The organism is Kibdelosporangium aridum, from assembly GCF_900176515.1.
GTDB lineage: Bacteria > Actinomycetota > Actinomycetes > Mycobacteriales > Pseudonocardiaceae > Kibdelosporangium > Kibdelosporangium aridum.
The window spans coordinates 1,883,946-1,909,159 of sequence record NZ_FWXV01000001.1 but is presented as its reverse complement, the minus strand read 5'-3'; the positions used below and the strand labels follow the sequence as shown (position 1 = coordinate 1,909,159).

The window sequence follows — 25,214 nt, the reverse complement described above, 5'->3', positions numbered from 1 at the left end:
GAACAGGCGGCGGTTGAACGTCAGATCTGGCCGCACTGGCCCGAGCGCGGGCCGTTGACGGTGTTGGCCAGGCCGTTGTTCGCCGGTGGCGGGTTGTTTCCGGTGCAGTCCACCGGCCCGTTCACGGTCGACGAACCCATCACCGGTCCCGCGTTGTCCACTAGGGACACCGGGCCGGTGATCTCGGCCGCGCCGATGGTGATCTCACCGCGGGTCTTGGCCAGCGTCACCGGTCCGCTGACCTTGGTGCCGATCAACGCCACCGCGGCCGCCTGGGTGGCCGAGACCGGCCCGGTGATCGTGCCGCCGAACGCGTACAGCGAACCGCCCGCGTCGATCTGCACGGGACCGTTGACCGTCGCGTCCTGCAGGCAGACCACGCCGGTCACGCGCAGCGGGCCGTTGTGCGTGCCAGTGATGGTCTGCGCGCACGCTGGGGTCGGCTTGGCCAGGAACTCCAGTTCGGCCACCGTCGCGGCGCCCGCGAACTCCAGCCGGTACTGGGTGTAGCGGCTGGGTTTGGCGAGCTTGAACGGCTTGGTCTGCTGGCGCCACTGGAAACTCTCGTTCGCCCTGGAGTCGACGATGGCCCAGTTCTTGCCGTCGAACGAACCCTTCAGCACCCATGCCTTCGGATCCGCGGTGTCGGTCTTGCCGGAGGTCACCGTGTAGTACTCGACGACGTCGTGCGGCCTGGCCGGTTTGAACTCCACCACCGAGGCGGTCGCCTCGGTCTGCGAGGTGTTGTCGAACAACGCGCCGGTGAGGTTCGCGGTGTCCCGCAGCGGCTTGGCGACCTCGGTGCCGGTGGTCAGCGACGGCGGAACCGCGTCGGCGCCGCTGCCCCACGCCGAGGGCTTCGGACCCATGTCGAAGTCCAGCGTCGCGCCGCCGGCGAGCATGTCGTGGGTCAGGAACGTCTTGTCGTAGGGCTTGCCGTTGACCTTCAGGCCCTGGACGTAGATGTTCTGCTTGGAGTTCTTCGGCGCGTTGACCACCAGCTTGCGGCCGTTCTCCAGGTTCACCGTGGCCTTGGTGAACAGCGGCGAGCCCAGGGCGTACGTCGGTGCGCCCATCTGCAGCGGGTAGAACCCGAGTGCGCTGAACAGCCACCACGCGGACATCTCGCCGTTGTCCTCGTCACCGGGGTAGCCCTGGCCGATCTCGCTGCCGATGTAGAGCCGTTCGGTGACGTCCCGGACCTTCTGCTGGGTCTTGGACGGCTGGCCGGTGTAGTTGTACATGTACGGGATGTGGTGCGAGGGCTGGTTGGAGTGGCCGTACTGGCCCATGCGCACGTCGCGGGCCTCGAGCATCTCGTGGATGGTGCCGCCGTAGGAGCCGGGGAACCGCGCGGTTTCCGGTTCGGAGAAGAACTTGTCGAGTTTGGCGGCGAGTTTGTCGCGGCCGCCGTAGAGGTTGGCCAGGCCCTGTCCGTCGTGCGGCACGGTGAAGGCCATGTTCCAGCCGTTGGTTTCGGTGTAGTCGTAACCCCATTCGCGCGGGTCGTAGGTCTCGGGCGTGGTGCGCCACTTGCCGTCTTCGGTCTTGCCTTGGAAGAACCCGATGGCCGGGTCGAACATGGTGACGTAGTTCTGTGCCCGGTTGCGGAAGTATTCGGCGTTCTCCAGGTATTCGCGTTTACGCGGGTCGTCCGGCGCGGCCTTGTCGGCGAGGGCCTGGGCCATCTTGGCGATGCCGAAGTCGTTGATGTAGCCCTCCAGCGCCCACGACATGCCTTCACCGGTGGATGTCGGGGTGTAGCCGAGGAAGATCGACTTGTCGATGCCCTTGCGGCCCACGCTCTGGTTGGGCGGGGTGACCGTGGCGTTGCGGATCGCGGCGTCGTAGGCGCCGCGGGCGTCGAAGTTGGTGATGCCCTTGAGGTAGGCGTCCGCGAAGGACACGTCCGAGCTGGTGCCGGTCATCAGGTTGGCATACCCGGGGGAGGACCAGCGGGAGATCCAGCCGCCGTCGCGGTACTGCTGGACGAACCCGTCGACCATCTCACCGGCCTGTGTCGGCGCGAGCAACGCGTACGCGGGCCAGGTGGTGCGGTAGGTGTCCCAGAACCCGTTGTTGACGTAGACCTTGCCGTCCACGATCTTGGCGCCGGTCTGGGTCGGGGTGTTCTCTCTGACGTTGGGCACGAACGCGCTGGCGTACTTGTACTTCGGTGCCTGCGGGGTGCCGGTGTTCTCGAACCCGGAGTTCGGGTAGAGGAACAGCCGGTACAGGTTGGAGTACAGCGTGATCAGCTGGTCCTCGGTCGCGCCTTCCACCTCGATGATCTTCAGCTTGGCGTCCCACGCGGCCTGGGCGCGGGCGCTGACGGTCTCGACGGTGTCGGCCGGGGAGATCTCCTGCTCGAGGTTCTTGCGTGCCTGCTCGACACCCAGCAGCGAGGTCGCGATGCGCATCGTGACGGTCGTGTCCGCGCCGGTGTCGAACTTCAGATACCCGGTGACGTTCGCGCCGCCACCGCCGGGCAGCATGCCGCTGGCGGTCACCGGTTTGTCGAACGTGGCGTACACGAACAGCCTGCCCGCGCCCGCCGAGAGTCCACTGCGGACATCGGAGAACCCGGAGATGGTCCGGTTCGCCGCGTCGAGCGTCAGCCCGCCGTTGTTGTTCACGTTGTCGAAGATCAAGTTCGCCGGCGCTGTGTTGCCGTCTTTGCGGGGGAAGCCGAACCGGAACACCGCGGCGTGATCGGTCGGCGCGATCTCGGTCCTGACGCCGTTCTCGAACTGCACGCTGTAGTAGTGCGCCTTGGCGATCTCGTTGCTGTGCTTGAACGGCAGCGCCCGCGCGGCGCGTCCGGCGTCCGGTGCCACGTCCGCTGTGGACGGCATGACCTGGAAGGTCTGCCGGTCACCCATCCACGGGCTGGGTTCGTGGCTGACGGTGAACGCCTGCAGGGTCGGCAGGTTGTCGGCGTTGTTGGCGCGGGCGTAGTCGTACAGCCAGCTCGTGGAGCCCGCGTTGGTCATCGGGGTCCAGAAGTTGAAGCCGTGCGGCACCGCGGTCGCCGGGAAGTTGTTGCCACGGGAGAAACCACTGGTGGCGTTGGTGCCGCGAGTGGTCAGCACGTAGTCCGACGGCCGGGCGTAGTTCGGCGCTTGTGGCGCGCCGACGATCTTGATGTCGTCCACCCAGCCCTTGAACCCGGTGGGGCCCTTGGGGTTGTCGTACGCCAGCAGGATCCGGTCCACGGTCTTGCCCGCGGCGACCTTGCCGATGTCGGAGACGATGTTGTTCCACTGCTGGGTGTACAGCGTGCGCGACGCGGCCTGGCCCTGCGGGGTCAGCGGGTTGCCGTGGTGGTCGACGGCCTTGAGGTCGCTGAGGTACGTGCCGTCGGTGAACGCCAGGTCGATCGCGGCGTGCGTGGACGGATAGTTCAGGTCGTCCAGCAGGAACTCGGGGAAGATCAGGTAGGACAGCCTGCTGGTCGGGGTGACGACAACGTTGACGTCGAACACCTTGTTGTACGAGTACGCACGCCCCGCCGCGAGGTGCGTACCGACGTACCGGAATGCCTTGCGCCCGGTGAACCCGGCCTTCGGTTTCGCGGTGAACGCGCTCGTCGGGCCGTCACCCACCACGGTGCTCATGTTCGGTACGACCAGGATGCGGGACTCGGCCTGCGGTGTGGTCTCGGAGAACTGGATCTCGGCCAGCTGCAGGATCTCGTCGCCGTTGTTGGCCGTGAAATCGAACCGGTAGTACAGGTACTCGGTACCCCCACCGTATTTGTATTCCTTGGTCTGGAACCGTTTGTCGAACGCCTGCCCGGTCTGGGTGTCCAGTGTGGTCCACGACTGGCCGTCGGCGGAGCCTTTGAGTGTCCAGTCGCGCGGGTCGCGGCCGGGGAAGTCGTTGGCCGAGGTCATCGCGTAGCGCACGACGTCGACCGGTTCGGTGAACTTGAACTGCACCCACCCGGTCGGTTCGAACACCAGCCACTTGGTCTGCGGGTCGTGGTCGACCAGGTTCTCCTTGACCTCGCCGGAGCCGGAGTTCTCGCCGTTGGCGGTGACCTCGGCGACCTTGTCGGTGATGTCGCCGGGGATCCGCGTCGGGTCGTCGGAGTTGACGCCCGCCGCTTTGAGATTGCCTGCCGGGTCGGTCTCGGCGGTGTCGGTCCACGTCGGCTGCGGGTCCCCGGCTTCGAAGGAGGAGGAGAAGTCGGTCGGGCCGCCCGGCTGGGCGGCGGCTGGGTCCGCCAGCATGGTCGTCAACAGTGTCACGCCGACGGCGCCGGCCGCCAGACGTCTGATCGATGGTCTTGGCCAACCGGTCCGCCGGTGCCCCATGAGCTTGCCTCCGCGTTGAGGAACTACGACCCTGCCCCCGGGTCGGGCCACAGGACAACTCAGCTTTGACATCGATGTCAAGACGTAGTCGGTGAACTGTCTTCAGACTCGACACGCACTGCGCCAGTTGGCCTACAACGACCGGACGGCACGAACTGTCAGGCCCGCTTGGCACTGCGGTCCACGGTCACGAACCACGCCGGCGCGCCGCGCTCACCGTGGAATCTGGTGTGCACCCGGTCGGCTTCCAGAGCGACGATGTCCCAGCCGGTGCTCGGGGTGAACGCGGCTCGCAGCTCGTCCTGGCTGACCGGATGCGGGCCGGTGTCGGGTCCTTCGTCGCTGAAACACAACAGATACAGCCGCGCGCCCGGCTCGGTCACCGACGCCAGGCTGGCCACGTATCCCGGCCGCTCATCACGGTCGAAGGTGTGGAACAGCCCGCAGTCCAACACGGTCGCGAACCGGCGCCCGAGGCTGTCCAGCCGCAACGCGTCTGCCACCGCGAACTCGACGTCCAGTCCACGCTCCGCCGCTTTCGCCCGGGCGCGCGTCAGCGCCGTCTCGGCCACATCACAGCCCACAACCAGCAATCCTTGTTCCGCGATGTGCAGCGCGTTCTCGCCCGACCCGCACCCCGCGTCGAGCACCGGCCCGGTGAATCCGCCTTCGGCCGCCACGCGGATGACCGCCGGCTGCGGGCCGCCGATGTCCCAGGGTGCGGGGCCGTCGTGATAGGACGCGTCCCAGGGCAGCCCTGTCATCCGTTCGTGGCTGGTCGGCTGCCGACCACCGAAGGGATCTGGCACGACCTCATCGTGGCACACCACAGGCACTGTAGGACGATGACCGGATGACCGCCGCTTTTGTCCGCGCCCACACGCGTCTGGGTGTCGCGCCGCACGTCCCGGAAATCCAGCTGTACCTGGCCGAGGACGCGTTCGACCTGTGGGAGCGGGTGGAGGCGGAAGTCGGCGAGAAGGGCCTGGCGCCGCCGTTCTGGGCCTTCGCTTGGGCCGGTGGTCAGGCCCTCGCGCGCTATGTGCTGGACAACCCGTCGCTCGTGGCCGGGCGCAGCGTGCTCGACCTCGCCGCCGGGTGCGGGATCGTCGCGCTGGCGGCGGCCAAAGCCGGGGCGCGCCGGGTTGTGGCCAACGAGATCGACCAGTTCGCCATCGACGCGATCGTGTTGAACGCCGAGGCCAACGGGCTGACCGTGCAGACCGAGTTCGGTGACATGGTCGACGGCGACGCCGAGGGGTTCGACGTGGTCCTGGCCGGGGACATCTTCTACGACACGGCCGTCACCTCACGGATGATGCCGTTCATTCGCCGCCTGCAGGCCCGAGACGTGACCGTGCTGGTCGGTGATCCCGGCCGCAAGCACCTGCCGCGCGAGCAGTTCTCCCAAGTCGCCCAGTACGAGGTCCCGGTGCCCAAGGCCCTGGAAGACGCGGAGATCAAGACCACCACCGTGTGGCGGCCGCTTAGTCCTGCTGGTGACGGCTGAGCACCGACGCCAGCGTGTACACCGGCGAGGAATCCAGTTTGTGCCGGGCCGCGTCATAGCCGCGGGTGACACGGATGTCGTTGTGGGACAACAAGTCCTGCACCTTCTCGATCGGTACGCCGTTGGCCAGCAGCGTCGTGGCCACCGTGCGCCGGGAGGTGTGCGGGGTGATGCTGTCGGCGGCGGCGAGCCCGGCCTGCTTGGCATACCGGCGCAGCGCCAGCCACACGTCCCGCTGCGTCAACGGCCGCCCGCCCGCCTTGCTCGGATCACGCGGATGCGGCGTGGTCACCAGCAACGGACCCGCCGGGATGCCCTCCCGTGCGGCCCGCACCGCGAGATACGCGTCCAACGCGGCTAGCACCGGCGGCGCGAGCGGAACGAAGTCGCGAGTCTGCCCTTTCTTGGTGTACCACAGGATCCGATGCCCACGGTCCACCGCGAGATCCTCCACCCGCGCGCTGGTCACACCCGAGACCCGCAGTCCGGTGTGGAACATCAGCGACACCAGGGCCGCGTCCCGATAGGCCGCCTCGCTGCCGATGCGCTGTGCGCGGCGGGTCACGTGATCCAGCAGCGCCGCGGTCTCCGCCTCGGCCAACGCCGGGAACGGCGACTGACGGTCCACTTTGGGCCGTTTCACCGCCGACACCGGGTTGCGGTCGGCCACGTCGTTGTCCTCAAGGTACTGATACCAACTGGAAATCGCCGCCAGCCGACGGGCCACAGTGGACGATGACGCCTTCTTGGGCACGCCGTCCTTGCCGGTCACGGTGATCGTGGCCTTCCACGCGTCCACATCCGCCCGTCGCGCGTCCAACGGGTCCAGCCCGGTGCGGCGGCACCACTCCAGCCACGCCGCCAGATCAGCGAAATACGCCCGGCGCGTGTGCTCGGTCTTGTCCGCCTCCAACCACAACACCGTCAACGCCCTGATGCCGTACCGGTCATTCGGGTCCACCGCAGGCAAGGCGGGCAACAACTCCACCGCCTGCACCAGCACCGCCCGCAACGCACCCGGCTCTGCCGGTTCAGCCGGCTCGATAAGGCGGGGGACCGGCCGGATCAGTTCGCCTGACACACCTGTCGATCTTAGGGACGCAGGCCCTGGCTCACCATCGCCAGCAGCCGATCGGGCAACTGCGTGTCGTCCGGATCCTGCTCGCTGGCCAGCGCGACCCCGTTGACCAGCTTCAACAGATCCAGCACGTCGACATCCGCGCGCACCGCACCGGCCGCCTTGGCCCGGTCCAGCACCTGACCCGCTGCCTCGTAGACCATCGTGTGGCAACTCTGCGCCAACGCGGACCCGCCCGAACGCAACGCGCTCATCAACGCACTGGCCAAGCCCCGGTAGGTGTTCGAATGCGTGACCACCCGCCGCAGGAACACCTGCAGCGCCTGGCCCGCGTCCGGCTCGTCGAGCAGCTCGTTCGTCCGGGCGATCAACCGCTCCATCTGCACCCGGAACACCGCCTCGACCAGGTCCAGACGGGTCGGGAAGTGCCGGTAGAGCGTGCCGGACCCGACCCCGGCCCGTTTGGCGATGTCATCAAGCGGCGCGTCGGTGCCGTGCTCGGCGAACGCCGCCTTCGCCGCGTCCAGCAGCCGCTCATAGTTGCGGCGCGCGTCGGCTCGCATCGGCCTCGTGTCCACCATTTCCACATTCTGACGGGTAAAAGTGGACTTGGACCCACCGAACATGGGGGAGATGCACCCATCGTGCCCGCGCCGCGGGCATCACTAGCGTCACCCCATGACCGATGGGGGTGCCATGTTCCGGCTCGCACTACGCTCGATCCGTTACCGCGCAGGAAGTTTCCTCGCCAGCCTGCTGACGCTCACGCTCGGCGCGGTCATTCTGATGACCTTCGCGGCCCTGCTGGACACCAGCGCCGCCGCGGATGCCCAGACGGCTACGACGCTGACCATCATGGCCAGTGTCGTCGGCGGCTGGGGCTTGGTGATCGTGACCTTCGCCGCCGCGTCCACCCTGACGCTGCAGGTCCGGCAGCGCAGCACGGAAATGGCGCTGCTGCGGACCGTCGGTGCCACCCCGGCCCAGATCCGCCGCCTGGTCCTGATCGAGTCGGTGACCCTCGCGCTCATCGCCGTGCTCATCGCGCTGGTGCCGTCGAGGCTGACCAGCGGTGTGCTCGTCGAGCTGCTCAAAGACGCCCACCAAGTGCCCGCCGACCTGCCGGCCGCGTTCGGCCCGATCGCGGTCAGCGTCGGCCTCGGCGTCACCCTCGCCTCCGCGGTGCTCGCGGCCCTGCTCGCCGCACGCCGTGCCGCGACCACTCGGCAACCGGGCCGCGGCCGGGCGCGTCTCATCGCGGGTGTGGCGGTGCTGGTTGCCGGAATCAGCAGCGGCGCCACGGTCATGGTCGCGTTCGATGGCACTGAACCGGCCGTCATGGCCGTCAGCGGCCAAGGCGCCATCCTCTGCGCGATCGGCCTGGCCCTGCTCAGCCCGCCGATCATCACCGCCATCGCCACCCTGCTGACCCCGCTACGCGGCGTGTCCGGATACCTGACAGCGGTGAACCTGCGCGGCCACACCCACCAGATGGCCACCGCGCTGGCGCCGATCATCCTGTTCACCGGCCTGGCCACCGGCACGCTCTACATGCAGCGCATCGAAAACGAGTCCGGCACGCCCATGCCCGCCCACATGGCACCCACCATCGAGACGCTCAACTACGTCGTGGTCGGCATGGTCACCCTGTTCGCGGCGGTCATGCTGATCAACACCGTCATCGCTGCCACCCTGCACCGCCGCCGCGAGTTCGGTCAGCTCCGCCTCGCCGGCTCGACCCGCCCGCAAGTGCTGGGCATGGTCAGCACCGAAGCCAGTGTCCTGGCCTGCACCGGTGTCCTGTTCGGCACGCTCGCCGCCACCGCGACCGTGATCCCGTACAGCGTCGTGAAAACCGGCTCCCTGTTGCCGGACACGACAATCACCACCTACCTCGCGGTGATCCTGACCGCCGCGGCACTGACCCTCATCACCACCGTGGCCAGCGCCCGCCGCGCCACCGGGCAGCCCGCCATCGACACCGTCCGGGTCTCCTGAACCCGGCACCAGGCTGGGATAGGTTGCCGATCATGACGCTGCGGACGGCTTTCTGCGACCTCGTCGGCATCGACCTGCCCGTGGTGCAGGCCCCGATCGGCGGCCCGAGCCGGCCCGCGCTGGCCGCCGCGGTCAGCAACGCGGGCGGCCTGGGCGTGCAGGCAGTGAGCTGGGACCGGCCCGATCAACTCGAGCGGCGGCTGGCCAAGACCCGGGAGCTGACCAGCAAACCGTTCGGGATCAACGTGGTCCTGGAATGGCCGCAGCACGACCGGGTCGCCCAATGCCTCGCGGCCGGAGTCCGCGTCATCTCCACGTTCTGGGGCGACCCCGCGCCCTACACCGACATGATCCACCAGGCCGGTGCCATCCACATCCACACCGTCGGCTCGGCCGCCGAAGCACGCGACGCCGTCGCCGCCGGCGTCGATGTCATCGTCGCCCAAGGCTGGGAAGCAGGCGGGCACGTCCGCGGCGAAGTGTCGACCTTGGCGCTCGTGCCCGCCGTGGCCGACGCCGTCGCACCCGTGCCCGTCCTGGCCGCAGGCGGCATCGCCGACGGACGAGGCCTCGCCGCGGTGCTGGCCCTCGGCGCCGACGCGGCCTGGATCGGCACCCGATTCCTGCTCGCCGACGAAGCCGCTACCGGACCCGCCTACCGCGACGCGCTGATCACCGCCGCCGAAACCGACACCGCCCACGGCATCGTCTTCGACAAAGGCTGGCCCGACGCGCCCCACCGCGCCCCTGCGCAACAGCACCGTGCGCGCATGGGAAGCCGCAGGCCGCCCCGGACCCGGGCACCGCCCAGGGGAGAACGACGTGGTCGGCACCTGGCTCGACGGCCAGAACGTGCCACGCTACGCCGACCTCGCACCCCTCGTCGGTGTCACCGGCGACACCGAAGCCATGGCCCTGTACGCGGGCCAAGGAACCGGCCTGCTGCGCGAACCCAGCCGGCCGCCCAGATCGTGGCCGACCTCGTCGAGCACTGCCACGCCCGACTCACCCGCTGGTGACCAGCCCGCCCCGGTTAACGTTGACCAATGAGCAGGACAGCGCAGCCGTGGCCGCCAGTGCCGACCGAGCCAGCGATCGCACATCCGAAGGCACCCTCGGCCGGTGAGAAACTGCCGATGCACTACGCCGAGTGCTTCGGATGCGGCGAGGACCTCGACGGCGGACTGCACATGCGGTCCACAGTGGGCGAAAGCCAGACCGTACGAGCACAGTTCACGGTCACCGAGGCACACCAGGGCGCGCCTGGGCTGGCCCACGGCGGTCTGCTGGCGTGCGCCTTCGACGAAGCACTCGGCTCCCTGGTCGGCAACATGCTGCGCCGGCCCGCCGTGACCGGCCGGCTGGAAACCGACTTCCGGCGCCCCGTACCCGTCGGCTCGACACTGTTCATCACCGCCCGCCTCGACGGCATAGCCGGCCGCAAGATCTACGTCAGCGCCGACGGACGGCTCGACGCCGAAGACGGCCCGATCGCCGTGCAAGCCCGGTCGCTGTTCGTACTGGTCGACTTCGAGCACTTCACCACCCACGGGCACCCGGAGGCGATGGAGAAACTCATCGAGGCCAGGCGCAGGAAACCGGACAGGGACTGGGACATCAACCCCTAGCGGCATCAAGCGGGCAGGATGAGCTCGGCCACGGGGGACAGGCCAGCAGCGCCGGGGATCGAGTAGGCGAGAAATGTCCAGTGTGGACCGCTTCGAAGCCGGAGGGTTCCGCCTGCGGTCATGACTCACCGCGTCAGCGGCCTTGGCGAGACCGTCGTGGTTGAGCGTGCCGAGTTGGCGGAGCGGCTGCGGGCTTCAATGTTGTGGTGGCCCCGGGCCGTCACGAGGACAGCTTGCGCTCCAACGGAGTCCGGAACCGTGGGGTGACGCGGACAGCACCGAGCCACTCCTGCAACCGCGCAGCCTCCGCCTCGACGGCCGTCATCACCTCCTTACCCACGTCCTCGAGAACCTCGACCACAACGTCGCCACTGCGCCGCTGAGCCCAGCCGCCCACGATCCGCCCGTCCGACCACACCGTCGGGCCCACGTTGCCCGAACGGTCGAACAGCGCCGGGCCATGCCCGCCCAGGAACCACTCCCGCGACTGCCAGCCCATCGGCGTCGAGTCCAGGCCAGACAGCAACGCCACCCACGGCTCGGGCTCCGGCACGGGCTCGAGGTCATCGGCCAGCGCGACCCCGGCGACACCGTCCAGGTCCACCTCGACCGGGCCGATGTCGGCCAGCGCCTTCTTGGTCTGCGCCATGCTCCAGCCGGCCCACCACTTCAGGTCCGTGACCGGCGCTGGGCCGAAGGTCGTCAGCCACCGCCGCGCCAGGCATGCCCGCGCGGCCTCCGGCGACCAGTCGGCCCGGCCGGGTAACCAGTCGTCCAGCATCGCCCACGAGTACTGCCCGCTCAGCCAGGATCCGCGGGGACGACCCCGCACGATCCGCCCGTCCGCGGCGAGCAGACCCAGCACACGCGTGGTGATGAACGACGTCGCCCCATACGGCTTGTCCGGCGCGTACACCAGCGGAGTGCGCAACCGTGGCTCGTCCTCAGCGAGTTGTGCGGCGGTCGCCGAGCCGCGCGCGCTCAGCGCGGCGGCCACCGCGTCCTCCACTTCGGACAGCCAGGCACCGGTCATGCCCACCTGCCCGAGGTGTTGGACCAACCCGCGCCGCAGACGGGCAGCCACATCCCTGCCGCACGCCTCCTGGACGACCGGAACCAGGTCGGCGGGCACCACGAACACGGTGCGGCGCATCCCGAGCATCCGGACCACCGTGCGGTCCTCGTACAGCGCGCGTTCGGTGCCCGGGCCATCGGCCACGCGCTGGCGAGCCACGATCGCCAGATACACGGTCGCGGGATCGGTCGCGTGCAAAGCCACCATCGCCTCAGCGGCATCGACGGCCGTCGCCCCTCTGACGGCCAGCAGATGACGCCAGGCGAGCCTGGCTCGCCGCTGACCGATCCCGATGTTCACGCCTCCGTCTTACCAGCCGCTACCGACAGTTCCGGTTTCACTGCTCGTTCGAGCTGGTCACGCCCTGTGTACAGGTCCCAGAGGTGCTCGGCCAACGCGTCAGGCTCCAGCATCGGGAAGCCCCCGTCGGGCACGAACCGCTGCTGCGCCTCACTGCCGCGGACAATCCCGCCCACCATCAGCAACCCGGCGTACACACCCTTCCCGGCGATCTCGCCATGCAAGGCGTGCACGTAGTTACGCAGCCCAGCTGCGGCCGCCCCGACATTGCTGATCATTGGCACCGGCTCGATCGCCGAGATCCCGGTCGCGTACAGCAATGCCCCCGACCCACGCGCCAGCATCCCCGGCAACACCAAACCCGTCAGCACGACCGGCGCGACCAGCCGTAACTCCAACTGGAACCGCAACGCGGCCGCATCAAGACCAACCGGGCCAGCCACCACCTCGTCCATCCCGGTCGCGCCGAACGCCACCACATCGATGTCACCGATCTCGGCCACAACCTCAGCCAGCCGCTCATGATCAGTCACATCGGCGACGAAAGTCCTTGCCTCGCCGTCAATCCGCGCAGCGAGAGTGTCGAGTTTGGACTGTGTACGGCCCACCAGCGCAACCCGGAACCCCGCGCGGGAAAACCGGCGAGCGGTCGCCAACCCCAGTCCGCTACCCGCTCCGAACACCGCGAGCGTCTTGGTCATCCGCCATCCTTCCACCCAGTAACTTGAGGATGTTCTCAACTTAAGCAGAACATGAGGGTTACCTCAAGTTCGTAGGATGGGCATGTGAGCAAGCCGCTGCGCCGAGACGCCCAGCACAACCGCGACAAACTGATCGCGGCCGCGGCCGTGGTCTTCGCCGAGCGCGGCATCGAAGCGCCGCTCGAGGAGATCGCCCGGCAGGCCGGCGTGAGCATCGGCACGCTCTACAACCGGTTCCCGTCGCGCGCGGCGCTGTTCGACGCGGTCTTCCCCGACCGGGTCGCCAACAGCCTGCTCTTCGGCGACCAGGCGCTGGCCTGTGAGGACCCGTGGGACGGGTTCGTGCTGTTCGTGACGAAGCTCTGCGAGCTGCAGGCCGCCGACCGTGGCCTGACCGACCTGATCACCCGCCGCTTCCCTGACGCCACCGCCGTGGCCGAGGCCTGCGGCAACGGCCTGGACAAAGCCAGTCAGGTCATCGAACGCGCCCAGCGCGCGGGCAGCCTGCGGCCCGACTTCACCTTCGCCGACCTGGTCATGCTGACCTGGGCCAACGCCCGTATCGTCGCCGCGACCCAGGACACCGCGCCCACCGCCTGGCGGCGTCACCTCGCGTTCCTGCTCGACGGCCTGCGCACCGGCGCGGCGCACCCGATCGACGAACCGCCGTTGACTGCCGACCAACTCGACGCCGCGATGCGCGCGTGATGGCCGGTGAACTGTCCGCCGCGTTCGGTATGCCAGGCGATGCCTGACTCGGCGAAATCGCGCCAATCCGGCGCGTGACAATGATCTACGTCGGTACGTTGTCCGTGCAATTCACCCATCCACGGCGTAACCCCTGGTTGCGCCGTTCGGACGTAGCTGTGGTCTAGACCTCACTCTAACGTGGTCTGAACCATACCGTCGCCGCTGCAAGCGCGAGGAGAACCATGTCGAGGACGAGATGGGGCGCCGCGATTCTGGCCGGTGCCTTATCCATTGGGTTATCGGTCGCCGTATCCCCGGCGCAGGCCCATGACTATGGCAGTGGTGTCCGCACCGTCGGGTACTACACGCAGTGGAGCATCTACGACCGCAACATCCCGATCAAATACCTGGTCGACAACGGCAGTGCGGCCAAGCTCACCCACCTGAACTACGCCTTCAGTTTCCTGGACGAGCAAGGCAAATGCGTCAGCTCCGACGCATGGGCGGACTACCAGCGGCCGTTCCCAGCCGAGCAGGCCGTCAACGGCAAGGCCGACGAGGCCGGCCAGGCCCTGATGGGCAATCTCAACCAGATCAAGCAGCTCAAGGCCAAGTTCCCGAAGCTGCGCGCGTACATCTCGATCGGCGGCTGGACCGGGTCGAAGTACTTCTCCAACGCCGCGCTCACCCCGCAATCACGTGCCGCGCACGTGAAGTCCTGCATCGACATGTGGCTCAAGGGTGACTTGCCCGGCGCGCCCGCGGGCGCGGCCAAAGGCGTGTTCGACGGCGTCGACCTGGACTGGGAGTGGCCGTCCACCGACGGCGCCCCGGGCAACGTCGTACGCCCCGAGGACAAGCAGAACTTCACCAAGCTGCTGTTCGAGTACCGGCTCCAGCTGCTCAAGCTGGGCTTCGCCGACCGCAAGATCTACGACCTCACCGCGTTCCTGCCGGCCAACCGCGGCGCGCTCGACCGTGGCTACGAGGTGGACACGATCTTCAAGCTGCTGACCTTCGCCACCGTGCAGGGCTACGACTACCACGGCACGTGGGAGCAGATCACCAACCAGCAGTCGGCCATCCGCGCACCCGAGGGCGATCCGACCTCGCCGCAGGACAGCAGTGAGATCGTCGTCGACGCCTACCTCGAGCGCGGCGCGCCACGCAGCAAGATCGTGCTCGGCGTGCCGTACTACGGGCGCGGCTGGACCGGCGTGACCAACCAGAACAACGGGCTGTTCCAGCAGTCGACCGGCCCGGCCCCGGCCACCTACGAGCCAGGCGCCGACGACTACCGGGTGCTCAAGAACCTCGTGGGCCAGAACGGGTTCAAGCTCTACCGCGACGCGAAGGCCGGGCACGCCTGGCTGTTCAACGGCACCACGTTCTGGACCTTCGACGACCCCACCGAGATCAAGCGCAAGGCCCAGTTCATCCGTGACCGCAGGCTCGGCGGCGCGATGATCTGGTCGCTGGACGGCGACACGCCCGAGGGCGAGTTGTCCAAGGCACTGGCCAGCGGCCTGCGCCGCTAGCGACACCGTGTTGTAAGCGACACCGTGTTGTGGGGTCGCCGGATCCGGCGACCCCACAACGCTCCTTGCTATTCCTCACCCATGTAGAGCTTGCTGACCGTTTCCTGAGCGGCCCGCGCGTCCTCTTCGGGCGTCCCCGCGGCGATGCTGGCGTCAGCCCACTGCTTGCTGCTCGCCTGGATGAACTGCTTGCCCTCCGGCGAGGCCAGCCACTCCATCCCCTTCTCTGGCGGAACCGACGCGTCGGACGCGAGGTGCAGCGCGAGTCCCAGCACCATCGAGTCCCAGCCGATGCCGACCGCGCCCGGCCCGAACTGCGCCCACATGTCGTCGTCGACGTGCGCGACGTGCTCGAGTTCGAAGCGGGACTTGCCGTCCGGGTCGGACGACAGCCGTACCTCGATCCACGACACCTGGCCGTTCATCTCCCAGGTGGCCGCGAAGCTCGTCGGCGGGTCGCAGCGTTCGACCACACCGCCCGCGTTGCCTTCCAACTGGTACCGCCCGCCGAGCTGCACCTCCCCGGTGATCGGCAGGAACCAGCGGGGGATGCGCTCGATGCTCGTGCACGCGTCCCACAGGTCCTCGAGATCGGTGTCGTAGGCCTGGCTGATGGTGAGCACCCTGGCTTCACCGGCTTCCAGCGTGCGCGTGCCCAGCGTCCGGCGAACAGCGTTGATCTGGTGGATTACGTCGACCATGGCGCGAAAGCTACAGGCGTCACTTATATAAGTCAACACCGACATAGCGGGTGGTGATCTTGCCCGGGCGCGCCGCCGCGGAGCTCTGATTTAGGCTGACGAGTCATGTCGGCGACACGGCTGCTGGTGCTCGGGGTGGTGCGCGGATACGGGCGCGCTCACGGTTACCTGATCGGCAATGACCTGCTGGCCTGGGGCGCCGACCAATGGGCCAACGTCAAATGGGGCTCGATCTACCACGCGCTCAAGCAGCTGACCAAAAGCGGCTCGCTGATCGAGGACTTCCTGGCCACCCGTACCGAGTACGAGCTGACCGAACGCGGCGAACTGGAGTTCCAGAAGCTGCTGCGCAACGCCATCCGGCGCCCCGAGCACCGCCCGGACATGCTCGGCGCCGGCCTGGCGTTGCTGCCCGCGCTGACCCGCCAGGACGCGATCATGCTGCTGCGCGAACGCCTCGCCGCGCTGGAGGCACAGCGCGACGACGCCCAGGTGCAGCTGCGCAAGTCCCAGGGACCTGAGCACGTCTGGGAGCTGTACACGCTGTGGGGCCACTCCGCGGAATCCAGCGTCGAGTGGACCCAGGGCCTGCTGACCCGCCTGGAAGAAGGCAGATACGCCATGGCGGGCGAGCCTGATTCGCCCGGCAAACCCGGCAGCTGGCACGACCTCAAAGACGCCTGACCTCACCCGGCGTGTCCACCATTCGAGCACACCGTGTCGACCACTGCGGCACCGTGAGATGCCCCTAGGTCGCGCTGCAGTGCGCACTCATGGTGCGGGAATGTGCATCTCGTGGTGCCGCAAAGGTGGACACGCGCACGGCGGATGACCTGCGGTTTCGGCCACGTGGCCGACTTTTCGGCCAGGCGATCGGTGAAAGTTCAGCACTGAGGACTCAAATTTGCATAGTTCGGACGAAGTGATGCATACTCCACGCCCGGCATTCAAGTTTTAGTATGGAGTGGGGTACTCGAATGGCCGAAAAACTGGCGGTCGTCGCTGAGGGGCTGCGCAAGCGGTACGGCGACCACTACGCCCTGAACGGGTTCGACCTGACCGTGGCGGAGGGCACGGTCTGCGGGCTGCTAGGGCCCAACGGCGCCGGGAAGACCACCGCGGTCCGCATCCTGGCCACCCTGTTGCAGTTCGACGAGGGCCGCGCGCAGGTCGCGGGCATGGACGTGGCCCGGCAAGCCAAGGAGGCCAAGCGGCGGATCGGCCTGGTCGGCCAGCACGCCGCGGTGGACGAGATCCTGTCCGGGCGGCAGAACCTGGAGATGTTCGGCAGGCTGTTCCACCTCACGCCGGCCACGGCCCGCAAGCGGGCGGACGAACTGCTCGAGCACTTCGGCCTGACCGACGCGGCCACCCGGCCGGCTAAGACGTACTCCGGCGGGATGCGCAGGCGGCTGGACATCGCAGCCAGCATGATCCTCGCGCCGCGGGTGCTGTTCCTCGACGAACCCACCACCGGTCTGGATCCCCGCAGCCGCAGCGAGGTCTGGCAGTCGGTGCGCGACATGGTCGCCGCGGGCACCTCGGTCCTGCTGACCACCCAGTACCTGGACGAAGCCGACCAGCTGGCCGACCGCATCTCGGTGATCAACCACGGCAGCGTGATCGCCGAGGGCACCCCGGACGAGCTCAAGACCACCCTGGGCGGCGACCGCATCGACGTCGTGGTGCGCTCCACGACCGAACTGCCCAGAGCCGCCGAACTGATCGGCAAGGTCGCGGGCACGCACGCCGAGATCAACCAGGACACCCGCCACGTCAGCGTCCAGGTCACCGACCGGGTCACCGCACTGGTCGACGTGGCACAGACGCTGAAAACCGCCGAGATCGACATCGAGGACATCGCGCTGCGCCGGCCGACCCTCGACGAGGTCTTCCTGTCGTTGACCGCCAAGGGGGAGGCAGCATGAGATGGGCACTGGCCGACGGCTGGACGATCACCCGGCGGGAGCTGATCCACTGGGTGCGTGAACCCGGATCGGTGCTGTTCGGGCTCGCGTTCACGGTGCTGATCGCGTTGATCTTCGGCTACCTGCTCGGCGGCGCGATGATCGTGCCCGGCGGCGGGGACTACAAGGAATTCCTGATGCCCGGCATGTTCGCGATGAACATGCTCTTCGGTATCGGCTCCACGATGACCGCCATCGCGCAGGACATCAGCAAGGGCGTGACCGACCGGTTCCGCTCCATGCCGATGTCCCCGGCGGCCGTGCTGCTGGGCCGCAGCATCGCCGACATGATCGACTCGGTGCTGCTGCTGACCGTGCTGATCCTCTGCGGCCTGGCGATGGGCTGGCAGAGCAACGGCAGCGTGGGCGACACCGTACTGGCCATCGCGCTGCTGATGCTGCTGCGGTTCGCGTTCATCTGGGTCGGCATCTTCTGCGGCCTGATGGCGAGCAACCAGGCCATGGTCACCGCCATGCAGACCATGGAGTTCCCGATCGGGTTCCTCTCCAGCGCGTTCATCCCGCCGAGCACCATGCCGAGCTGGCTGGGCGCCATGGCCGAATGGAACCCGCTGTCCTCGACCGTCACCGCGATCCGGGACCTGTTCGGCAACCCCGGCATCGTCAGCGACTCGTGGATCACCCAGAACGCCATACTGATGGCGGCGGTCTGGCCGCTGGCCCTGATCGCGATCTTCTTCCCACTGGCTGTACGGCGCTACCGGAGGTTGAGCCGTTGATCGAATTCGAACCGGCCGACCCGCCACGGGCGAGCCAGTTCGTCTTCCGGGACTCGGACGGCGCCGTCCGAGTCCCGGTCGGCGCCGCACTGCCCACCGTGCTGCACGACGAACACTGGGGACCACGAGCCCGGCAGGCGCTGCGCCTGGTCGCGGCGGGCAAGATCGTGCCCGCGATCTCGCCGGCCGGATATGACATCTGGAAGATCGACGGCGACACCGACGAGTTCACCAACGCTGTCGCCGACACGCTGCCGCGCACCCCGGCCGCGCCCCTCGTCCTGGGCGGCCAGGCGTTCGCCGCCTGGGAACCGCAGCAGATGCCCCGGGGCTCGCTGGATGCCACCGTGCGCGTCGCGCTGCGTCTCACGGTCGACTTCGACACCGCGGAATTCCGGGCCAGCCTGGAGTTTCCCGGCGACTGGACCGCCGCGACGATGCTCGCCGTGCGCCGCGCGGCGGTCGCCTGGCCCGTGCTGGAACGGTTCCTCGACGACACCGAGCCCGGTGAGCTGATCCTGGGCGATCAGGAAATGGGGGAGTTGCTGGGCGGCGCCATCCAGCGCCTGGACGACGCGGGCGTCGATGTGCTGTGGCCCAGCGAGCTCGCCCGCTCGTTGGCCGCCCGCGCGGTGATCAGTGGCGGACCGGGCGGCGAGGTCGACCTGAACTGGCAGGTCACGCTCGCCGGACAGGCCCTGTCGGACGCCGAGATCGAGGTCCTCGCCGAAGCGCACCGGCCGCTTGTCCGACTGCGCGACCAATGGCTGCTCGTCGATCCCGCGCTGGCGCGCAAGGCCCGTGACCGCACACTGAAACCGTTGCCGACCATCGAAGCGCTCGGTGCCGCGCTGACCGGATCGACCGAGGTCGACGGCCAGTACGTACCCGCCGTCGCCACCGGCTGGCTGGAATCGCTACGGCAACGCATATCCGACCCGGACGCCGGTTTTGACGACGACGTGCGTCAACCGGCCGCGCTGGCGGCGACACTGCGCGACTACCAACTGCGCGGCCTGCGGTGGCTCGACCGGATGACCTCCCTCGGACTCGGCGGCTGCCTGGCCGACGACATGGGCCTGGGCAAGACGATCACCCTGATCGCGCTGCACCTGCGCCGCGGCTCGAAACCCACACTGGTGGTCTGCCCGGCGTCGCTGCTGGGCAACTGGGAACGAGAGATCACCAAATTCGCGCCAGGCACCCCGGTCCGGCGCTTCCACGGCACCGCCCGGTCGCTCGATGGCCTCGACAGCGGGTTCGTGCTCACCACCTACGGCACCATGCGCGTCGACGCCGAAACACTCGCCCAGCAGGACTGGGACCTGCTGGTGGCCGACGAGGCACAACACGTCAAGAACCCCGGATCCGGCACCGCCAAAGCACTGCGCACCATCCCGTCCTCGGCCCGGGTCGCGCTCACCGGTACACCCGTGGAGAACAACCTCTCCGAACTCTGGGCCATCCTCGACTGGACCACACCCGGCCTGCTCGGGCCGCTCACGGCATTTCGCGCCCGCTGGGACGGCAACCCCACCGGCCTGGCTCCACTGGTGCGGCCCTTCCTGTTGCGGCGCCGCAAATCCGACCCCGGCATCGCACCGGAACTGCCGCCCAAGACCGAGACCGACCGGCCGGTCGCGCTCACCCGCGAACAAGCCGGCCTCTACCAGGCACTGGTCGACGAAGTCATGGCGCAGATCAAAGCCAGCAGCGGGATCGCCCGCCGTGGCCTGATCATGAAGCTGCTCACCGGGCTCAAGCAGATCTGCAACCACCCCGCGCAGTTCCTCAAAGAGCCGAAAACCGAGCTGGCTGGGCGGTCGGGCAAGCTCGAGCTGCTCGACGAACTCGTCGGCACCATCCTCGCCGAAGATGGATCCGTGCTCGTGTTCACCCAGTACGTGACCATGGCACGGCTGCTGGAACGCCACCTACGCGACCTCGGCGTCACCACACAACTGCTGCACGGCGGCACACCCGTGGCCGTGCGCGAGGAGATGGTCCGGCGCTTCCAGAACGGCGAGGCGCCCGTGTTCCTGCTGTCACTCAAGGCCGCGGGCACCGGGCTCAACCTCACCCGCGCCGACCACGTCGTGCACTACGACCGCTGGTGGAACCCCGCCGTGGAAGACCAGGCGACCGACCGGGCCTACCGGATCGGCCAGACCCGCCCGGTCCAGGTCCACCGGCTGATCGCCGAAGGCACCCTGGAGGACCGGATCGCCGAGATGCTGCGGGAGAAGAAGAAACTCGCCGACACCGTACTCGGCCAAGGCGAAGCCGCGCTGACCGAACTGTCCGACGCCGAGCTGGCGGACCTGATCGAACTGAGGGGAACCTGGTGAGCGACGCCGCCCAAAATGTCCGGGGCTTCCCGGCCTTCCCCGCAGGCGCGCGCCGCCGCGCCCGGTTCGCCCGCTCGTGGTGGGGCAACGCGTGGATCACCGCGATCGAGGACGCGGCACTGGACTCCGAGCAGATGAAGATCGGCCGCAAGTACGCCTACGCGGGCCAAGTCGGCCCGATCACCGTCAGCCCAGGCCGGATCGCCGCCACCGTGTACGGCAGCGACCGCACCCCGCACACCACCACCGTCCACATCGCACAACTGACCGACGCGGAGTGGACCCGGCTGCTGGACTGGGTCGCGGCCAAATCCGGCTACATCGCCGCCCTGCTGGACAAGGAAATGCCGCAGGAGCTGACCGCGGCCGAGGTCCCCATCCTGCCGCAGATGACCGACCTGGAACCGGACTGCGACTGCGAAGGCTGGGAACTGCCCTGCAGGCACGCCGCCGCACTGTCCTACCAGGTCGCATGGCTGCTCGACGAAGACCCGTTCGTCCTGCTGCTGATCCGCGGCCGCGGCGAGCAACACCTGCTCGACGAACTACAACTACGCAACGGGCCGCCCTCGTCGATGCTGCGCTACCTCGTGACCGACGCCGCGGCCCGCGCCCAAGCCCTCCTCGACGGCAAACACCCCCAGGAGCTCACCGAATGGCAGGATGCCGTGCGGTGGGCCGCGACCTACCCGACACTCACCACGCAACTGGCCGAGGCGACCGGCCACGACCTCACCCACGCCGTCCGCGCCTGGACCTACGGCGGCCTGGCAGGTCTGGAAGTCCTCGAAAACACGTGGCGCCCCACCAAAACCGAACTCGCCAAAGCCGCCACGGCACTGTCCGGAGAGGACATTCCGCCGCTGCGACAGTCGCGTAACCACTGGACCGGCACGGACGCGCAGCTGCGGTTGGGCACAGACGGCCGCTGGTATCCCTACCGGCGTCAGGACGCCGAATGGCTGCCCGCCGGGCCACCGGAAACCGACCCGGCCACCGCCTTGCTGGCGATCTGAAGCAACCCATCGAGGACGGTGACCGCGTGCCCCGTCAGATGCACGCGGTCACCATGCACCTCGGTACGCACCACGCCGGTGCGCTTGGACGCCTGCAATCCGACCAGACTCGTGCGGCCCGTGCGCTGTGCCCAATACGGCGCCAGCGCGGTGTGCGCGCTGCCCGTGACCGGGTCCTCCGGGATCCCGTCCTTGGGTGCGAAAAACCGGGACACGAAGTCGTAGTCGGCCGACTCGGCGGTGACGATCACGCCACGAATGCCGGACTCCTGCTCGATCCGCGCGATCGACGCCAGATCCGGCCGCAGGCCCCGCACAGTGTCCTCATCGGACAGCACCACCAGCAGATCGCCCAGTGCGCCCGTGCGATACGCGGCCACCGGCTGCGTCCCGAGCGCCTCAGCCAGCCCGTGCGGCGCGGCAGCCTCGGTGATGGTCGCCGCTGGGAAGTCCAAGGTGATGCGGCCGTCATCAAAGCTGTGCGCGACAAGGATTCCGCTGCGCGTGGTGAACCGGACCGTCGCCGGGGTGCCGCGGTCCTGGTGCAGCGCGTGCGCCGTGGCCAGCGTGGCGTGACCACATAGGTCGGTCTCGACCTCCGGGGTGAACCACCGCAACGCGTAGTCCGCGTCGCCGTCGTCGACCGGGTGCGCGAAGGCGGTCTCGGAGAGGTTCATCTCCGCCGCCACCTGCCGCATCCAGTCCTCGTCCGGCCAGGTGTCCTCAAGCAGGCACACGGCGGCCGGGTTACCACGGAACGGTTGGTCGGTGAACGCGTCGATGATCCGGATTCGCATACCCCGACGCTAAAAGCCGATCCACGCAGCGCCCATAGCCAATCCCGCGAAATTGGCCCGCCTGCTAACCCGGCCGGTAGGCCTCATGGAGACGACGCAATCCCTCGGGAATCTGCCGCACCTGGATCCCGCCGTAACCAATGACAATGCCGTGCTGGGGTGTCCCGGCACAGAAATCGGCCAGCGCTTGCACTCCGACACCGGCACCACGAGCCCGCGCCACGAGCTCCCTCGGGTCGAATGCCGTGCGAGCACACAGATGCAAGCCAGCCGTGGACGGCACGACGTCCAGCCAGCCGAAGTCGCGCCGCAGTGTCGTGATGATCAGCTCGTGGCGGGCGGCGTACTCGCGAGTGGCCTTGCGGATATGCCGGGCCAGCAAGCCCTCCTCGATGAACTGTGCCAGCGCGCCCTGGGTGACCAAGTCGCCGTACATATCCATGAGCTGCTTGGCCGTGCGCAGCGCCGGAGCCAGCGACGGCGGAGCCACGAGGAAGCCCAACCGCAGCATCGGCAGCATGATCTTGGAGAACGACCCGACGTAGACCACCCGGCCGCTGCGGTCGATGCTCTGCAGCGGTTGCAACGGCCGGTCGGAGAACCGGAACTCACTGTCGTAATCGTCCTCGATGATCACCGCGTCATGGCGTTCGGCCCACGCCAGCAGCGCAGTGCGGCGTGCCAAGGACATCGGCGTGCCCAGCGGGAACTGATGCGACGGCGTCGTGTACACCAGCCGCGCCTTGGCCGGGATCGCCGTCACGTCAAGGCCTTCGTCGTCCACCGGGACAGCGGCCACCCGCGCGCCGAGTGACTGGAACAGCCGGCGGGCAGGGGAGTAGCCCGGCTCCTCCAGCGCCACCACGTCGCCCGGATCGACCAGCACCCGGCCGATCACGTCCAGCGCCTGCTGAGCGCCCTGCGTGACCAGGACATCCTCGGCGCCCGCCAGCACCGATCGCGACACGCCCACGTACCGGGCGATCGCCGCCCGCAGCCCGGGATGGCCCGCGGGTTCGGCGTACCGCGCCGGGTGCACCACCCTGGTCCGCAGCTCACGGCTCACCAGCCGCCGCCACGCCTCCAGCGGGAACAACCGGCCGTCGGGCACTCCGAGTTGGAAGTCGTACGGCAGCACCTCGTCCACCGACGGCCCGGCCACCGACTCCCACAACCGCCGCGGCCGCGCCACCCCACGACCCCGGCCCGCCACCGCACGCGACGCGGGCTTCACCGGCTGGTCCGTGACGAACGTGCCCGCGCCGACCCGGCCGACGAGAAACCCTTCCGCGGTCAGACGCTCGTAGGCATCGGTCACCGTCGTGCGCGACACCTGCAGCCGCTGCGCGAACTCCCGTGTCGGCGGCAGCCGCTCACCCGGCCGCAGCCGTCCGTCGAGGATCGCCTCCAGCAGCTCACGGTAGATCCGCGCGGACAGATCGCCCTTGCCCGCCAGGCTGACATGAAAGTCCATTGGTCCATTCAGTTGTTCAGAAATTGGCTATAACAACCGACCAATCTACTCCGTAGGTTCACTGTCATGCACAGACTCGCTGCGGCTCAGCTGACCAACTCGATCGGTGACGGCGCCTTCTATGTCACCTCGGCGCTGTACTTCACCCGCGTCGTCGGCCTGTCCGCCACCCAGGTCGGCCTCGGCCTGACCATTGGCTGGGCGATCGGCTTCCTGGCGGGCGTGCCCCTCGGTCACCTCGCCGACCGGCGCGGCCCTCGCACCACCGCGGTCCTGTTGGCGATCGCCACTGCCGTGACGATCAGCTCGTTCCTGTTCGTCCGCTCCTTCATGCCCTTCCTCATCGCCGTCTGCCTCTACACCACCTGCCAGTGCGGACTGACCGGCGCCCGGCAGGCACTACTGGCTGGGCTGGTCGCCCCCGAGCTGCGCACCAAGACCCGCGCGGTCATCCAGGCCGCCATCAACGGCGGCATCGCCATCGGTGCGGGCCTCGGCGGTCTCGCCCTCTACATCGACACCCCCGCCGCCTACATGGCGGTCTTCACGGTCGACGCCATCAGCTTCCTGATCTGCGCGGCGATCCTGCGCCCCCTGCCGGAGGTCCCACCCGCCCCCAGCAACGGCCCGAAGCTCGCCGTGCTGCGCGACCGTCCCTACGCCCTGCTCGCCCTGCTCAACACGATCATGCTGCTGCACGTCCCGCTGATCACGCTGGCCACGCCACTGTGGATCGTCCAGCACACCGACGCGCCACGCTGGATGGTCTCCGCGATCCTGTTGCTCAACACGGTGTCCGTGGTGCTGTTCCAAGTCCGGGTCGCCCGGCAGGTCACCTCCCTTCAGTCCGCGGCGCGCTCCATGCGCCACGCCGGAGCACTGCTGCTCGTGTCCTGTGTCGTGTTCGCCCTTTCCGCCCTGGGCACCTCGGCCTGGATCGCCGCAGGCATCCTGCTCGTGGCCGCACTCGTGCAGACCTACGGCGAGATGATGCAGTCCGCCGGCGCCTGGGAGATCAGCTTCGCCCTCGCCCCGCCGGACAAGCAGGGCCAGTACCAAGGCCTGTTCGGCAACGGCCTCGCCGTGGCCAGGGTGATCGCCCCGCTGATGCTCACCGCCCTGATCGTCACCTGGGGCATCCCCGGCTGGATCGTCCTCGGCGCCGTCTTCATGATCACCGGTCTGCTCGTCGGCCCGGCGGTCCGCTGGGCACAACGGCGTAGCAGCGTTATCGCCACCTCCCTTCCCGCAGTACCAATAGGTGTGTCCTGAACTCGCACCGGGGCCTGGCAGGCGCTCAGGCGACGGTCAGTGCCAATCTCAAGGCCCGAAGG

General features: G+C 68.4%; 21 protein-coding genes. 12 read left to right on the top strand and 9 right to left on the bottom strand.

The genetic code is table 11. From position 1 onward, the window contains the following. Positions 1–20: 20 nt before the first annotated feature. Entirely contained in the window at positions 21–4,235 is a 4,215-nt protein-coding gene (locus B9C43_RS08175; RefSeq protein ID WP_200825455.1) for a GH92 family glycosyl hydrolase, read from the bottom strand. A gap of 242 nt (positions 4,236–4,477) precedes the next feature. Continuing rightward, complete coding sequence (locus tag B9C43_RS08170; protein ID WP_235038492.1) at positions 4,478–5,128, bottom strand: class I SAM-dependent methyltransferase; 651 nt, start codon at positions 5,126–5,128, stop codon at positions 4,478–4,480. Between the two features lie 44 nt (positions 5,129–5,172). Between B9C43_RS08170 and B9C43_RS08165 the strand changes: the two genes are divergently transcribed. Then, positions 5,173–5,829, top strand: coding sequence for a class I SAM-dependent methyltransferase (locus B9C43_RS08165; RefSeq protein WP_084425305.1), 657 nt, complete (start codon positions 5,173–5,175; stop codon positions 5,827–5,829). On the opposite strand, the gene B9C43_RS08160 is transcribed toward B9C43_RS08165, so the two are convergent. Together B9C43_RS08160 and B9C43_RS08155 are read right to left on the bottom strand one after the other, a co-directional pair. Then, a complete protein-coding gene (locus B9C43_RS08160; protein ID WP_084425304.1) occupies positions 5,807–6,910 on the bottom strand; it encodes a tyrosine-type recombinase/integrase in 1,104 nt (367 codons plus the stop codon). The genes B9C43_RS08165 and B9C43_RS08160 overlap by 23 nt on opposite strands. Positions 6,911–6,921: 11 nt before the next feature. Continuing rightward, entirely contained in the window at positions 6,922–7,488 is a 567-nt protein-coding gene (locus B9C43_RS08155) for a TetR/AcrR family transcriptional regulator (protein ID WP_200825454.1), read from the bottom strand. Between the two features lie 97 nt (positions 7,489–7,585). Between B9C43_RS08155 and B9C43_RS08150 the strand changes: the two genes are divergently transcribed. From B9C43_RS08150 to B9C43_RS08140, 3 genes are read left to right on the top strand one after another with little or no spacing between them, the layout of a single operon-like run. Beyond that, on the top strand, positions 7,586–8,905 hold the full coding sequence (locus B9C43_RS08150) for an ABC transporter permease (protein WP_235038491.1): 1,320 nt from the start codon (positions 7,586–7,588) through the stop codon (positions 8,903–8,905). Between the two features lie 32 nt (positions 8,906–8,937). Beyond that, positions 8,938–9,924, top strand: a complete 987-nt coding sequence (locus tag B9C43_RS08145) for an NAD(P)H-dependent flavin oxidoreductase (protein WP_235038490.1) — start codon at positions 8,938–8,940, stop codon at positions 9,922–9,924. A 27-nt stretch (positions 9,925–9,951) separates the two neighbouring features. Beyond that, the gene (locus B9C43_RS08140; RefSeq protein WP_084425302.1) at positions 9,952–10,533 is read left to right on the top strand and encodes a PaaI family thioesterase; all 582 of its coding nucleotides are present in this window, start codon (positions 9,952–9,954) and stop codon (positions 10,531–10,533) included. A gap of 220 nt (positions 10,534–10,753) precedes the next feature. Here the strand turns inward: B9C43_RS08140 and B9C43_RS08135 are convergent, their stop codons facing one another. Beyond that, positions 10,754–11,908 carry a winged helix DNA-binding domain-containing protein gene (locus B9C43_RS08135; RefSeq protein ID WP_235038489.1) on the bottom strand — a complete coding sequence of 385 codons (1,155 nt, stop codon included), beginning with the start codon at positions 11,906–11,908 and terminating at the stop codon, positions 10,754–10,756. Next, complete coding sequence (locus tag B9C43_RS08130; RefSeq protein ID WP_084425301.1) at positions 11,905–12,609, bottom strand: SDR family oxidoreductase; 705 nt, start codon at positions 12,607–12,609, stop codon at positions 11,905–11,907. The genes B9C43_RS08135 and B9C43_RS08130 overlap by 4 nt, the downstream gene beginning before the upstream one ends. An 84-nt stretch (positions 12,610–12,693) precedes the next feature. On the opposite strand from B9C43_RS08130, the gene B9C43_RS08125 reads away from it, so the two are divergent. Together B9C43_RS08125 and B9C43_RS08120 are read left to right on the top strand one after the other, a co-directional pair. Continuing rightward, a complete protein-coding gene (locus B9C43_RS08125; protein ID WP_200825453.1) occupies positions 12,694–13,317 on the top strand; it encodes a TetR/AcrR family transcriptional regulator in 624 nt (207 codons plus the stop codon). A 224-nt stretch (positions 13,318–13,541) separates the two neighbouring features. Next, positions 13,542–14,837 carry a glycoside hydrolase family 18 protein gene (locus B9C43_RS08120; protein ID WP_033386602.1) on the top strand — a complete coding sequence of 432 codons (1,296 nt, stop codon included), beginning with the start codon at positions 13,542–13,544 and terminating at the stop codon, positions 14,835–14,837. 68 nt (positions 14,838–14,905) lie between these two features. Here the strand turns inward: B9C43_RS08120 and B9C43_RS08115 are convergent, their stop codons facing one another. Continuing rightward, entirely contained in the window at positions 14,906–15,538 is a 633-nt protein-coding gene (locus tag B9C43_RS08115) for an SRPBCC family protein (RefSeq protein ID WP_084425300.1), read from the bottom strand. A 105-nt stretch (positions 15,539–15,643) separates the two neighbouring features. Here B9C43_RS08115 and B9C43_RS08110 point away from each other — a divergent pair, with 105 nt between their 5' ends. The 5 genes from B9C43_RS08110 to B9C43_RS08090 all read left to right on the top strand — a co-directional run bounded on the left by B9C43_RS08110 (position 15,644) and on the right by B9C43_RS08090 (position 21,609). Further along, complete coding sequence (locus tag B9C43_RS08110; protein WP_084425299.1) at positions 15,644–16,222, top strand: PadR family transcriptional regulator; 579 nt, start codon at positions 15,644–15,646, stop codon at positions 16,220–16,222. A 293-nt stretch (positions 16,223–16,515) separates the two neighbouring features. Then, on the top strand, positions 16,516–17,466 hold the full coding sequence (locus B9C43_RS08105) for an ATP-binding cassette domain-containing protein (protein ID WP_084425298.1): 951 nt from the start codon (positions 16,516–16,518) through the stop codon (positions 17,464–17,466). Then, positions 17,463–18,245: an ABC transporter permease gene (locus tag B9C43_RS08100; RefSeq protein WP_033386591.1), complete on the top strand. Its 783-nt coding sequence runs from the start codon at positions 17,463–17,465 to the stop codon at positions 18,243–18,245. The genes B9C43_RS08105 and B9C43_RS08100 overlap by 4 nt, the downstream gene beginning before the upstream one ends. After that, positions 18,242–20,593: a DEAD/DEAH box helicase gene (locus B9C43_RS08095; protein WP_200825452.1), complete on the top strand. Its 2,352-nt coding sequence runs from the start codon at positions 18,242–18,244 to the stop codon at positions 20,591–20,593. Before B9C43_RS08100 ends, B9C43_RS08095 begins: the two co-directional genes overlap by 4 nt. After that, on the top strand, positions 20,590–21,609 hold the full coding sequence (locus tag B9C43_RS08090) for an SWIM zinc finger family protein (RefSeq protein WP_084425296.1): 1,020 nt from the start codon (positions 20,590–20,592) through the stop codon (positions 21,607–21,609). Before B9C43_RS08095 ends, B9C43_RS08090 begins: the two co-directional genes overlap by 4 nt. On the opposite strand, the gene B9C43_RS08085 is transcribed toward B9C43_RS08090, so the two are convergent. Both B9C43_RS08085 and pdxR read right to left on the bottom strand, forming a co-directional pair. Continuing rightward, positions 21,540–22,406, bottom strand: a complete 867-nt coding sequence (locus B9C43_RS08085) for a PhzF family phenazine biosynthesis protein (protein ID WP_084425295.1) — start codon at positions 22,404–22,406, stop codon at positions 21,540–21,542. The genes B9C43_RS08090 and B9C43_RS08085 overlap by 70 nt on opposite strands. 64 nt (positions 22,407–22,470) lie before the next feature. Further along, positions 22,471–23,880: a MocR-like pyridoxine biosynthesis transcription factor PdxR gene (gene pdxR, locus B9C43_RS08080; RefSeq protein WP_084425294.1), complete on the bottom strand. Its 1,410-nt coding sequence runs from the start codon at positions 23,878–23,880 to the stop codon at positions 22,471–22,473. A 66-nt stretch (positions 23,881–23,946) separates the two neighbouring features. On the opposite strand from pdxR, the gene B9C43_RS08075 reads away from it, so the two are divergent. Then, the gene (locus tag B9C43_RS08075; RefSeq protein WP_084425293.1) at positions 23,947–25,152 is read left to right on the top strand and encodes an MFS transporter; all 1,206 of its coding nucleotides are present in this window, start codon (positions 23,947–23,949) and stop codon (positions 25,150–25,152) included. Positions 25,153–25,214: the final 62 nt, after the last annotated feature.

Bases quoted from the DNA above. Each gene is read 5' to 3' on its own strand.
- B9C43_RS08175 (WP_200825455.1), bottom strand. From the start codon at position 4,235: ATGCTGGCGGACCCAGCCGCCGCCCAGCCGGGCGGCCCGACCGACTTC.
- B9C43_RS08165 (WP_084425305.1), top strand. From the start codon at position 5,173: ATGACCGCCGCTTTTGTCCGCGCCCACACGCGTCTGGGTGTCGCGCCG.
- B9C43_RS08155 (WP_200825454.1), bottom strand. From the start codon at position 7,488: ATGGTGGACACGAGGCCGATGCGAGCCGACGCGCGCCGCAACTATGAG.
- B9C43_RS08150 (WP_235038491.1), top strand. From the start codon at position 7,586: ATGACCGATGGGGGTGCCATGTTCCGGCTCGCACTACGCTCGATCCGT.
- B9C43_RS08145 (WP_235038490.1), top strand. From the start codon at position 8,938: ATGACGCTGCGGACGGCTTTCTGCGACCTCGTCGGCATCGACCTGCCC.
- B9C43_RS08140 (WP_084425302.1), top strand. From the start codon at position 9,952: ATGAGCAGGACAGCGCAGCCGTGGCCGCCAGTGCCGACCGAGCCAGCG.
- B9C43_RS08130 (WP_084425301.1), bottom strand. From the start codon at position 12,609: ATGACCAAGACGCTCGCGGTGTTCGGAGCGGGTAGCGGACTGGGGTTG.
- B9C43_RS08120 (WP_033386602.1), top strand. From the start codon at position 13,542: ATGTCGAGGACGAGATGGGGCGCCGCGATTCTGGCCGGTGCCTTATCC.
- B9C43_RS08115 (WP_084425300.1), bottom strand. From the start codon at position 15,538: ATGGTCGACGTAATCCACCAGATCAACGCTGTTCGCCGGACGCTGGGC.
- B9C43_RS08110 (WP_084425299.1), top strand. From the start codon at position 15,644: ATGTCGGCGACACGGCTGCTGGTGCTCGGGGTGGTGCGCGGATACGGG.
- B9C43_RS08105 (WP_084425298.1), top strand. From the start codon at position 16,516: ATGGCCGAAAAACTGGCGGTCGTCGCTGAGGGGCTGCGCAAGCGGTAC.
- B9C43_RS08100 (WP_033386591.1), top strand. From the start codon at position 17,463: ATGAGATGGGCACTGGCCGACGGCTGGACGATCACCCGGCGGGAGCTG.
- B9C43_RS08085 (WP_084425295.1), bottom strand. From the start codon at position 22,406: ATGCGAATCCGGATCATCGACGCGTTCACCGACCAACCGTTCCGTGGT.
- pdxR (WP_084425294.1), bottom strand. From the start codon at position 23,880: ATGGACTTTCATGTCAGCCTGGCGGGCAAGGGCGATCTGTCCGCGCGG.
- B9C43_RS08075 (WP_084425293.1), top strand. From the start codon at position 23,947: ATGCACAGACTCGCTGCGGCTCAGCTGACCAACTCGATCGGTGACGGC.